We start from the raw sequence: 11309 nt of genomic DNA on the forward strand, positions 1-11309 counted from the left end.
CGGGTTACTATACCGTGGCTTGCCGACTGATCGAGAGTTTCCCATGCCTGTTCTTCCCTGGTCTGCCATCGATACCGTCCTGCTGGACATGGACGGCACCCTGCTCGACCTGCACTACGACAACCGCTTCTGGCTCGAACACCTGCCGCAACGCTATGCCGAGCTGCATGGGGTGAGCCGTGCCATGGCGCAAATGGAGCTGCAGCCGCTGTTCGAGCGCAATGCTGGCACACTCAACTGGTACTGCCTGGATTTCTGGAGCAGGGAGCTGAAGCTGCCCATCCGCGAGCTCAAGCGCGAGATCGCCGACCTGATTGCCCTGCGGCCTGATGCCGATACCTTTCTTGCCGCGATCCGCCAGGCTGGCAAGCGGGTGGTGATGATCACCAACGCCCACCGCGATTCACTGTCACTCAAGCTGGAGCGTGTGGAACTGGCGCCGTATTTCGAGCGGCTGATCAGTTCGCACGACTATGGCTATCCGAAGGAAAGCCCGCAGTTCTGGGATGCGTTGCAGGCGGATATCGGCTTTGTGCCTGAACGCAGCCTGTTCATCGACGACACGCTGGCGATCTTGCGCAGTGCACGGCGATTTGGCGTAGGGCATTTGCTGGCGGTGCGCCAGCCGGACAGCCAGGCGGCGCCGCGCGATACCCAAGAGTTTGAGGCGGTCGAGGATTACCGGGCGTTGCTGCAGGGGCTGTAAAGCCTCATCGCCGGCAGGCCGCCGATGAGGTCGGTACAGCCTATGAAACGCTATTAATCCGGAATACGCAGCACCTGCCCCGGATAGATCTTGTCTGGGTGCGACAACAATGGCTTGTTGGCCTCGAAGATCTTGTTGTACTTGTTCGGGTCGCCATAAACCCGCTTGGAAATGGCGCTGAGGGTATCGCCCTTCTCCACCGTCACGAACTTCGCCGCCTGGGCCACCGGCCCGGTCACGGTGATCTGGTCATCGACGCTGGCCACACCATTGATGTTGCCGGCCGCGAGGATGATCTTCTCCTTCTCCTCCTGACTGGACACCTCGCCCTTGAGGATGATCTTGTCACCCTCTACAGTGGCGGTGATGTTGGGGTTGCCCAGGCCGACACTCTCCACGTGCTTCTTGAGCTGCTCCTCGGCATTGGCGTTGCCAGGGGTCAGCAGGTCGATCAACTTCTCGCCGGCTTCCTTCACGAAACTGAATAGGCTCATTGCGCTCTCCTTGTTGATAAAACCTTGGAGACAGCAGTGTAGGCCAGGATTTCCCCCCACGCCCCGCTGCTGCTCATCGACGTGGTCTATCAAGGCATAGACCCTAGCGATTAGACGTGCCCGGCCCACAGGCCTAGGCTGGTGCTATCAAAAAGCCGCTGGTAATCAGCCCCGATGAACAGCAAACCCCCGGTCTGCGCGGCCTCCACGCCCTTGGCACTGCCCGCTGCCAGCAATACTTACGGTTACGTCCAGCTCAGCGACGCCGAACCTGCCAGCACCCCGCTGGCCGAGGAAGTCGCCCTGGCCATCGTCTACAACGGCCTCAACCAAGCCGTGATGCTGGTCAGCCCCACCGACCTCGAAGACTTCGCCGTCGGCTTCAGCGTGGGCAGCGGCATTGTCGAAGGCACCGCTGAAATCTACGACCTCAAACTCTCCGGCAGCGGCTCAGCCCTGTACGCCGACCTGGAAATCTCCAGCCGCGCATTCTGGAACCTGAAAAACCAGCGCCGCCAGTTGGCCGGCACCAGCGGCTGTGGCTTGTGTGGGGTCGAAGCCCTGGAGCAGGCACTGCCAGAGCTGGCCGAGCTGCCTGGGGCGCCGCTGCCGCCAGCGCAGTGGCTGGCCGGCCTGCGTGAGCGCATCGATGCCTTCCAGCCCTTGGGCCAGCATTGCGGTGCTGTGCACGCGGCGCTGTTCATGAACGACCAGGGCGAACTGCTGCTCGGGCGCGAAGACATCGGCCGGCACAACGCGCTGGACAAGCTGATCGGAGCTCTGTTGCGCCAGGGCATCAGTACCGAAGGTGGCCTGGCCATCGTCACCAGCCGCTGCAGCCTGGAGCTGATCCAGAAAGTCCTGCGCGCTGGCATCCAGACCCTGGTCAGCCTCTCGGCCCCCACCGGCCTTGCCCTGCAATGGGCGCGCAAGCACAACCTCAACCTCATTCACTTGCCCAAACACAGTGCACCGCGGGTCTACAGCCCAGCGGCGGAGTCATAACAACCGTGACCTCGTACCAGAACCTTCCGGACAACGCCCCAGCCTCCTCCCCTCGCTACAAGCCCTACCACGGCCCCGCTGGCGGTTGGGGTGCGCTGCGCAGCGTGGCCAAGGCCTGGGTGGGTAGCGACAATGCGCTGAAGAACATCCGCGCCCTGCTCAAGACCAACCAGAACGGCGGCTTCGACTGCCCCGGCTGCGCCTGGGGCGACTCGCCCGAGAGCGGCATGGTCAAGTTCTGCGAGAACGGCGCCAAGGCGGTCAACTGGGAAGCCACCAAGCGCCGCGTCGACGCGGCGTTCTTCGCCCGCTACAGCGTGAGCGCACTGCGCGAACAGAGCGATTACTGGCTTGAATACCAGGGCCGCCTGACCGAGCCGATGGTCTATGACCCTGCCAGCGACCGCTACCGGCCAATTGCCTGGGATGCCGCGTTCGCCCTGATCGCCCGTCACCTGAACAACCTGTCGACCCCTGACCAGGCCGAGTTCTACACCTCGGGGCGGGCCAGCAACGAAGCGGCGTATCTCTACCAGCTGTTCGTACGCGCCTATGGCACCAACAACTTCCCCGACTGTTCGAACATGTGCCACGAGGCCAGCGGTGTGGCCTTGGGGCAAAGCGTCGGGGTCGGCAAAGGCACCGTCACCTTCGACGATTTCGAGCACGCCGATGCGATCTTCGTCTGGGGCCAGAACCCTGGCACCAACCATCCTCGCATGCTCGACCCGCTGCGCGATGCGGTGAAACGCGGGGCGCAGGTGGTGTGCGTCAACCCGCTCAAGGAGCGTGGGCTGGAGCGCTTCCAGCACCCACAGAACCCGCTGGAGATGCTGACCAACAGCGACCGGCCCACCAACACGGCGTTTTTCCGCCCGGCACTGGGCGGCGACATGGCGATGCTGCGGGGCATGGCCAAGTTCGTCCTGCAGTGGGAGCGTGAAGCCCAGGCCAAAGGTGAGCCTGCGGTCTTCGATCACACCTTCATCGCCGAGCATGGCCACGGCGTCGAGGAGTACCTGGCAGTGGTGGACGCCACCCCATGGGCGCACATTCAGGCGCAATCGGGCCTTACCCTGGCCGACATCGAGCTGGCCGCGCGCATGTACTGCCGGGGCAAGCGAGTGATCATGTGCTGGGCGATGGGCATCACTCAGCACCGCCATTCGGTGCCGACCATCCAGGAAATAGTCAACCTACAGATGCTGCGCGGCAACATCGGCGCTCCCGGCGCCGGCCTGTGCCCGGTGCGTGGCCACAGTAATGTGCAGGGTGACCGCACCATGGGCATCAACGAACGCCCGCCCGTGGCCCTGCTCGATGCCCTCGAAAAACGCTTCAACTTCCCAGTGCCGCGGCATAACGGCCACAACACCGTCGAAGCCATCCATGCCATGCTCGATGGCCGCGCCAGGGTGTTCATCGGGCTGGGCGGCAACTTCGCCCAGGCAACACCGGATACCCAACGTACCGCGCAGGCCCTGCGCAACTGCGACCTGACGGTACACATCAGCACCAAGCTCAACCGCAGCCATCTGATCCATGGCAAGCAGGCGCTGATACTGCCCTGCCTGGGCCGCACCGACATCGACCTGCAGGCCGAAGGGCCACAGGCGGTGACCGTGGAAGATTCGTTCAGTATGGTTCATGCCTCCAACGGCCAGTTGAAGCCGCTGTCGGCCCAGATGCGCTCGGAGCCCGCCGTCATTGCCGGCATTGCTGCCGCCACCCTGGGCAAGCAGCCGGTCGATTGGCATTGGCTGGTGGCCGACTACGACCGTATCCGCGACCTGATCGGCGACACCATCGCCGGCTTCGCTGACTTCAACCAGCGCCTGCGTCACCCAGGCGGCTTCTATCTGGGTAACAGCGCCGGCAGCCGTGAGTGGAAGACCGCCACAGGCCGCGCCAACTTCAAAGCCAACCTGCTGCCCGATACCCTGCTCGACGAGCGCGTGCGCGCCAGCGGGCAGTTGCCCGACCTGATCATGCAGTCGATGCGCTCGCACGATCAGTACAACACCACCATCTACGGCCTGGACGACCGCTATCGCGGCGTGCGTGGCCAGCGGGACGTGCTGTTCGCCAACGAGGCCGACATCATCCGCCTGGGCTTCCAGCCAGGGCAGAAAGTCGACATCGTGTCGCTGTGGGGCGATGAACATGTACGCCGTGTGCACGGTTTCACGTTGCTGGCCTTCGATATCCCAGCGGGGCAAGCGGCGGCGTACTATCCGGAAGTGAACCCGCTGATTCCGCTGGAGAGCATTGGCGAGGGCAGCCATACACCGACCTCGAAGTTCGTCGCCATCAAGCTGGAACGGGCCCGCGACGACGGGCGTATCGTTTAAACGCCACTGCGCCTGCAGAGGGTGTGGTCAACAACGGCCAAGAACAAAAAAAGCCCTGTCCGCAACGGATCAGGGCTTTGTCATAAATACCTCAGACACGCAAAAAACGATAAAGTTTCACAGTTAAAACAGCAACTTAGAGAATTGTGTACAACTCGTGCTACTCGTCGGATTTTCGTTGCCAGGCGCAGCGCCGAGCCTCAAATTCGCCCTCGTCATCCCTATGAGGCTCTCTTGATGAAGAAGTACTCCTCGATTCTGTTGTTGTCTTTCAGCTTGCTCAGCGGCGTTGCCATGGCAGGCGGCACCACCGAAGCCGGCATTGGCGGCGCATTGGGTGGGGTACTGGGCTCCGTTGTGGGCCAGTCCATCGGCGGTAGCACGGGCGGCGCGATTGGTGCCGGCCTGGGCGGTGCTGCCGGCAGTGCGGTAGGCGCCAACAAACACCAGCGTGGTGAGGCCGCCATCGGTGGCGCACTGGGTGCCGCAGGCGGCAACGTGGTCGGCCGCTCGATGGGCGGCACCACCGGTAGCTATATCGGCGCAGCCGCAGGCGGCGGTGCCGGTGGCGCGCTGGGTAACTACATGGGCAACAAAGCCGATGAAGACGAGCGCCACGACGATCGCCGCTACCGTCGCGGCTACGACGACCGCCGTCACTACGACCGTGGCCACCACTATGGCCACCGCAAGCACAAGCGCCACTGGCGCGACTGATACCGGCGGCTAACGCCTCGGTAGCAAAAGCCCCGCCCGCATGGCGGGGCTTTTTTATACGTTGTGGCCCAGCTGCAGGCCGCCGAGGATGAGCTGCAGCGGCTCTGGCAACGGTACAGGCCGGCCATTTTCACGCTCGATGAACACTTGCACTACGGTGCCCGCTGCGCACGCATCCTCTTCCCCCGGCCGATACAGCGCCAGCCGGTACTCCACCGTACTGCCTGCCAGGCGCGTCACGCCCAGGCCCACCTCCAGCACATCCGGGAAGCCTGGCAGCGCGTAGAAATCCGCCGCGGAACTGACGACAAAGGCCGCCAACGGCCCCTCACGCAGGTCGAATTCGGCTTGCTCCACCAGAAAGGCCTGGATGGCAGTTTCGAAGAAGCCATGCACGGTGGCGCCGGCGATGTGGCCGTTGTGGTCGTTGTCCTGGGGGCGAGTGAGGATGGGGTGGAAGTGGGAGAAGGCACTGCGGTCGGGGGATTCGATCATCTGGCTAGCTCGTTTGGTCGCAATGAGTCCTGACAGTGAAACAGAATTTGCAGGTTTGTGGTGCCTGATCACAGGCACAAAAAAGCCGCCTCTACAGGCGGCTTTCTCGTTGCAACGGGCTTGAGCTTACAGCTGTGGGCCAGCCGCCTTGATGGCGTCGGACACGTCGAACTTCTTGAAGTTCTCGGTGAACAGCTGGGCCAGGCCCTTGGCCGCTTCGTCGTAGGCAGCTTTGTCAGCCCAGGTGTTGCGTGGGTTGAGCAGCTCGGTCTCGACGCCCGGAACGGCCTTCGGCACGTCCAGGTTGATGATGTCCAGGTGCTCGGTTTCGGCACCGACCAGAGCGCCGCTCTGGATTGCAGCGATCACGCCACGGGTGGTCGGGATGCTGAAGCGCTTACCCACACCATAGCCACCACCGGTCCAACCGGTGTTGACCAGGTACACCTTGGAGCCGAACGCGTTGATACGCTTGATCAGCAGCTCGGCGTACTCGCCAGCCGGGCGTGGGAAGAACGGTGCACCGAAGCAGGTAGAGAAGGTCGACTTGATGCCGCCGCCCGAGCCCATTTCGGTGGAGCCGACCAGCGCGGTGTAACCCGACAGGAAGTGGTAGGCCGCCTGCTCGTTGTTCAGGATCGAAACCGGAGGCAGAACGCCGGTCAGGTCGCAGGTCAGGAAGATGACCGCGTTCGGCTCGCCACCCAGGTTCGCTTCGGAACGCTTGGCAACGTGCTCCAGCGGGTAGGCCGCACGGCTGTTCTGGGTCAGGCTGACATCGGCATAGTCAGCGTGCTGGTTGCCGTCGAGGACGACGTTTTCCAGTACTGCACCGTGCTTGATGGCTTTCCAGATGACCGGCTCGTTCTTCTCGGACAGGTCGATGCACTTGGCGTAGCAGCCGCCTTCCATGTTGAAGACAACGCCTTCGCCCCAGCCGTGCTCGTCGTCACCGATCAGGTAACGGCTTTCGTCAGCCGACAGGGTGGTCTTGCCGGTGCCCGACAGGCCGAAGAACAGGGTTACGTCACCCTCTTCGCCGATGTTGGCAGCGCAGTGCATCGGCAGCACGTCGGCAGCCGGCAGCAGGAAGTTCTGCACCGAGAACATGGCTTTCTTCATTTCGCCGGCGTAACGCATGCCAGCGATCAGCACCTTCTTCTGGGCGAAGTTGATGATCACGCAACCGTCGGAGTTGGTGCCGTCACGCTCAGGCTCGCAAACGAAGTTGGCGACGTTGAGGATCTGCCACTGGTCGCGACCAGCCGGGTTGAACTGCTCAGGGTTGATGAACAGGCAACGGCCGAACAGGTTCTGCCAGGCAGTCTGGGTGGTCATCTTGACTGGCAGGTAGTGCTCGGCAGCAGCGCCAACATGCACGTAGGAAACGAAGTGGTCCTGAGCGTTGTTGAACGCCTCGACGCGAGCCCACAGGGCGTCGAACTTGTCGGCCGGGAACTTGCGGTTGATCGGGCCCCAGGCGATGGCGTCCTGGGTGGAAGGTTCTTCGACGATGAAACGGTCAGCCGGCGAACGGCCAGTACGGTGCCCAGTCTCGACGACCAGTGCGCCGGTATCGGCTAGCACGCCTTCACCGCGTTGCAGCGCTTCTTTTACCAGCTCATCGACGCTCAGGTCGGTGTACACGGTGTTGTTGGCTTGCGTCATGAGATACCCCATCCGGCCCGAGGCCGAGTGCTCCAAACGTTTTGTAGTTGTCTGTAAAAAACTACTACAGCGAAAAAAGTGGCCGGATTATGCCAGAAACGCCCAAAAAAAGTAGGCCCCTCCTGTCAGAACCGCTCATTTGCGCAATTCGACAGGAGAATATCCTGTAGTTAAACGTTTCAGTGGCGAGTTTCTGACGCCGTGTCTGTGCCACCACCGGCAAACAGTTGCGCAACATCGCTGGCATCGAAGAAATAGCGCTCGTTGCAGAACTGGCAATCGATCTCGACCTTGCCGCCACACTCTTCCACCAGTTGCTTGGCATCGTGTTCGCCCAGGCTGACCAGGGCATTGCCAGAGCGCTCGCGCGAGCAGCTGCAATTGAAGCGCAGCGGCTGGATATCGAACAGGCGCACAGCGTCTTCGTGGTAGAGGCGGTGCAGCAGGGTTTCGTTGTCCTCGGCCCACTCCTCGGTCTTGAGGGTCTTGGCCAGGGCGATCACATGCTGCCAGCTGTCTTCGCGCTCTTCTTCGTCACGCTCGCGATCGACCGGCAGCTGTTGCAGCAACAGGCCGCGGGCCTTGCCAGCCGACGCGTTGAGCCAGAAGCGAGTGTTGGTCTGCTGGGACTGAACGAAGTAGTTGGTGAAGCACTCCGACAGGTTGGCGCCGTCGAGTTCGACAGTGCCTTGATAACGCTGGCCCTTGACGGGGTCGAGGGTCAGGGTGAGGTGGCCGTCGGGCATCAGCTGCGCCAGGGTAGCGTCGGCGGGGATCTGATCCTCTTCGTAACGGGCCATGCCACGGATGTCGCGCTCGCTCGAGCACTCCACCATCAACAGGGGGATCGGGCCTTGCGAACGCGCCTGCAGGATCAGCAGGCCGTCGAACTTCATGGCGCCAACCAGCAAGGCCGTGGCCGCCATCAGTTCGCCGAGCAGAGCGGCGACGGGCTGTGGGTACGGGTGACGGGCCAACACCGCAGCGTAGCTGTCATCGAGTGCCACCCACTCGCCGCGCACATCGCGGTCGTCGAAGATGAAACGTTGGGTGAAATCGGTATCTGGCAAATCGCTCATAGGTTTTGGCTATCTGAAAAATGATGACAAAATGGTTACATAGGGTTTCGGAAATGTTCGGAAACCCTTGGTAGAGTGCTAAAAACGCGCTCCAATTCCTGTTTGCAATAGAGGTATTTTATGGACAATCGGCCACTGTTCCAAGCAAGGTGGTCCTGGGGGCCTTTGGCAGCCTGTACGCTGCTCCCCATTGCTCTACTGTGTTTCTGGTTATGGCCTTTTGGCCAGATCCTGTGCCTGACTTTCGACGAGTGGCTGTTCCACAGCCTCAATGCGCCCCTGGCCGACAACACCGCCTGGCGCTACATCTGGACCGTCGGCAGCCTACGCCCCTTCGATATCGTCGTCGGGCTGATCCTTCTCGCCGCGCTGATCCGTGGCAACTGGGTGTTCAAGGCGAGCCAGGTGCGTGAAGCCTTTTTTGGCTTTCTTGTCACCCTGCTCCTCTTAGTGGTGATTCGCGCGCTGTTTTCCAAGTGGGTGGATGCCGCCGGGTGGCAACATGTCAGCCCGTCGATGATTTTCGACAGCGCGGTACACCTCAGTGACTACTACCCGAACCTGGAAAAGGCCTGGGAACTGAAGGACCGCTCGAGCAAGAGCTTCCCCGGTGACCATGCGTCGGTGCTGTTGATCTGGGCACTGTTCATGAGCGTATTCAGCCGTCGCCTGGGCCAGTACCTGGTGATCTGGGGGCTGGCGGTCCTGTTCATGCTGCCGCGGCTGGTCGCTGGCGCCCACTGGGGCCAGGACGACTACATCGGTGGCTTGCTGATGGCGATACTGGCGTTGGGCTGGAGCTACTACACGCCGCTGGCGGCCAAGGGTAGCGCGCTGCTGCTGCGCTGGACGGCCCCGCTGTTCGCGATCGCGGCCAAGATACCGTTGGTCGGGCGCTTGGCGGTGATCCGCTAAGGCGCCGGGGCCGCCCAGCGGCCCCAATCACTCGTAACTGCCGTGCAACTGGTAAATCTGCCGCCGCTGCTTCTTGTTCGGACGGCCATCGGTCGTTACACCGGTTGCCCCCGCCTTGCGCATCGCTGCGGCCTGCTCACGGCGCCGTACACTCTCCTCGGTTTCTTCGTACAGCGTCTGCGCTTCAGGCGCGCCCCGGCGCACCACCGACAGCGCCTTGACCACCACCGTGCGTTCATCGAACCCCATGCGCAACACAAACTCATCGCCTACCCGCGGTTCCTTGCCCGGCTTGCAGCGTTCGCCCCGGCAATGCACCTTGCCACTTTCGATCGCCGCCTTGGCCAGGGCACGAGTCTTGTAGAAGCGCGCTGCCCATAACCATTTGTCCAGGCGGACCTTGTCGTCTTCTTCCGGTTTTTGTGCCATCCCGCTACCTCGAATTCTGTCTTTCATCGAACTGTACTACCGTAACTGACGGATGCAAAAAGTCCCCGCCGTGCTTACAGTTCACCACCTTATCCGCAGGGTGCGCTTCGTGAAGACATTTGACCATCTGACTGTGATCGGCCTGCGCGAGTGGGTCGCGCTGCCCGACCTTGGCGTGGCCGGCCTGCGCGCCAAGATCGACACCGGTGCCAGCACCTCCAGCCTGCATGCCACCGAGGTGGAACCGTTCGAACGCAACGGCCAACCCTGGGTGCGTTTCACCGCCCATCTGGGGTCGCTGGTGCAGTTGCGTCACCGCCGCTGTGAAGCACCACTGGTTACCATGAAGACCATCAAGAGCTCCAACGGCCATGCGCAAACCCGTTATGTGATTCGTACACCGCTGGCGCTGGGCGATCGCGTCTGGGAGGTCGAGTTCACGCTGGCCTGCCGCAAGAGCATGCGCTATCGCCTGCTGCTCGGCTCAAAGGCGCTTATCCACGGCCAGTTGGTGGTCAACCCGGGGCTCAAGTACGTGCAAGACAAACCGGCCTTCCCGGCCACCCTTTCTCCTGTCACAGGTGCTGCATGAAGATCGCTGTGCTGTCGCGCAACCCGCGTCTGTATTCCACCCGCCGCCTGGTCGAAGCCGGTACCCAACGTGGCCACGAAATGGTGGTGATCGACACCCTGCGGGCCTATATGAATATCGCCAGCCACAAACCGCAGATCCACTACCGTGGCAAGCCGCTGGAAGGCTTCGATGCAGTGATTCCGCGCATTGGCGCCTCGGTCACCTTCTATGGCTGCGCGGTGCTGCGCCAATTCGAGATGATGGGCGTGTACCCGCTCAACGAGTCGGTGGCCATCGCCCGCTCGCGTGACAAGCTGCGCTCACTGCAATTGCTGTCCCGGCGCGGCATCGGCCTGCCGATCACGGGGTTCGCCCACTCGCCGGACGACATCCCCGACCTGATCCAGATGGTCAATGGCGCGCCGCTGGTGATCAAGGTCCTTGAAGGCACACAGGGCATCGGCGTGGTGCTATGCGAGACAACCCAGGCGGCCGAATCAGTGATCGAAGCGTTCATGGGCCTGAAGCAGAACATCATGGTGCAGGAGTACATCAAAGAGGCGGGCGGTGCCGACATTCGCTGCTTCGTGGTGGGGGACAAGGTGATCGCTTCGATGAAGCGTCAGGCCAAACCAGGCGAGTTCCGTTCCAACCTGCATCGCGGTGGTGTCGCCAGCCTGATCAAGATCACCCCTGAAGAGCGGATCACGGCCATTCGGGCGGCCAAGGTGATGGGCTTGAGCGTGGCGGGTGTGGATATCCTGCGCTCCAACCACGGGCCGTTGGTGATGGAGGTCAACTCTTCACCGGGCCTGGAAGGTATCGAAGTGACCACCGGCAAGAACGTGGCCGGGATGATCATCGAGCACCTGGAGA

The 11309-nt window shown here is 62.2% G+C and carries 12 protein-coding genes; 7 read left to right on the forward strand and 5 right to left on the reverse strand.

Annotated elements, in window-relative coordinates; translation table 11 throughout:
• Positions 1 to 43 precede the first annotated feature (43 nt).
• Entirely contained in the window at positions 44 to 706 is a 663-nt protein-coding gene (gene yrfG, locus L6D80_RS28360) for a GMP/IMP nucleotidase (RefSeq protein WP_054903564.1), read from the forward strand.
• A gap of 53 nt (positions 707 to 759) precedes the next feature.
• Here yrfG and lysM read toward each other — a convergent pair whose 3' ends face one another.
• Complete coding sequence (lysM, locus tag L6D80_RS28365) at positions 760 to 1200, reverse strand: peptidoglycan-binding protein LysM (protein WP_176515516.1); 441 nt, start codon at positions 1198 to 1200, stop codon at positions 760 to 762.
• Between the two features lie 174 nt (positions 1201 to 1374).
• Here lysM and fdhD point away from each other — a divergent pair, with 174 nt between their 5' ends.
• From fdhD to L6D80_RS28380, 3 genes are all read left to right on the forward strand, one after another.
• Positions 1375 to 2205, forward strand: a complete 831-nt coding sequence (fdhD, locus tag L6D80_RS28370) for a formate dehydrogenase accessory sulfurtransferase FdhD (RefSeq protein WP_054903562.1) — start codon at positions 1375 to 1377, stop codon at positions 2203 to 2205.
• A gap of 5 nt (positions 2206 to 2210) precedes the next feature.
• Entirely contained in the window at positions 2211 to 4556 is a 2346-nt protein-coding gene (locus tag L6D80_RS28375) for an FdhF/YdeP family oxidoreductase (protein ID WP_176515518.1), read from the forward strand.
• Between the two features lie 237 nt (positions 4557 to 4793).
• The gene (locus tag L6D80_RS28380) at positions 4794 to 5273 is read left to right on the forward strand and encodes a glycine zipper domain-containing protein (RefSeq protein WP_054903560.1); all 480 of its coding nucleotides are present in this window, start codon (positions 4794 to 4796) and stop codon (positions 5271 to 5273) included.
• A 54-nt stretch (positions 5274 to 5327) separates the two neighbouring features.
• Here L6D80_RS28380 and L6D80_RS28385 read toward each other — a convergent pair whose 3' ends face one another.
• The 3 genes from L6D80_RS28385 to hslO form a co-directional block, all read right to left on the reverse strand.
• Positions 5328 to 5768, reverse strand: coding sequence for an acyl-CoA thioesterase (locus L6D80_RS28385; protein ID WP_176515520.1), 441 nt, complete (start codon positions 5766 to 5768; stop codon positions 5328 to 5330).
• A gap of 126 nt (positions 5769 to 5894) precedes the next feature.
• On the reverse strand, positions 5895 to 7436 hold the full coding sequence (locus L6D80_RS28390) for a phosphoenolpyruvate carboxykinase (protein ID WP_054903558.1): 1542 nt from the start codon (positions 7434 to 7436) through the stop codon (positions 5895 to 5897).
• 179 nt (positions 7437 to 7615) lie between these two features.
• Positions 7616 to 8515: an Hsp33 family molecular chaperone HslO gene (gene hslO, locus L6D80_RS28395; protein WP_054903557.1), complete on the reverse strand. Its 900-nt coding sequence runs from the start codon at positions 8513 to 8515 to the stop codon at positions 7616 to 7618.
• A gap of 120 nt (positions 8516 to 8635) precedes the next feature.
• Here hslO and L6D80_RS28400 point away from each other — a divergent pair, with 120 nt between their 5' ends.
• On the forward strand, positions 8636 to 9430 hold the full coding sequence (locus L6D80_RS28400) for a phosphatase PAP2 family protein (RefSeq protein WP_054903556.1): 795 nt from the start codon (positions 8636 to 8638) through the stop codon (positions 9428 to 9430).
• A 27-nt stretch (positions 9431 to 9457) separates the two neighbouring features.
• Here the strand turns inward: L6D80_RS28400 and L6D80_RS28405 are convergent, their stop codons facing one another.
• Complete coding sequence (locus L6D80_RS28405; RefSeq protein WP_054903555.1) at positions 9458 to 9859, reverse strand: RNA-binding S4 domain-containing protein; 402 nt, start codon at positions 9857 to 9859, stop codon at positions 9458 to 9460.
• A gap of 109 nt (positions 9860 to 9968) precedes the next feature.
• On the opposite strand from L6D80_RS28405, the gene rimB reads away from it, so the two are divergent.
• Both rimB and rimK read left to right on the forward strand, forming a co-directional pair.
• Positions 9969 to 10451 carry a retropepsin-like aspartic endopeptidase RimB gene (gene rimB / locus L6D80_RS28410; protein ID WP_054903554.1) on the forward strand — a complete coding sequence of 161 codons (483 nt, stop codon included), beginning with the start codon at positions 9969 to 9971 and terminating at the stop codon, positions 10449 to 10451.
• On the forward strand, positions 10448 to 11309 hold an 862-nt coding region (gene rimK, locus L6D80_RS28415), incomplete at its 3' end, for a 30S ribosomal protein S6--L-glutamate ligase (protein WP_236183092.1). The genes rimB and rimK, both read left to right, overlap by 4 nt.

Source organism: Pseudomonas ceruminis (assembly GCF_021602025.1).
Lineage (GTDB): Bacteria > Pseudomonadota > Gammaproteobacteria > Pseudomonadales > Pseudomonadaceae > Aquipseudomonas > Aquipseudomonas ceruminis.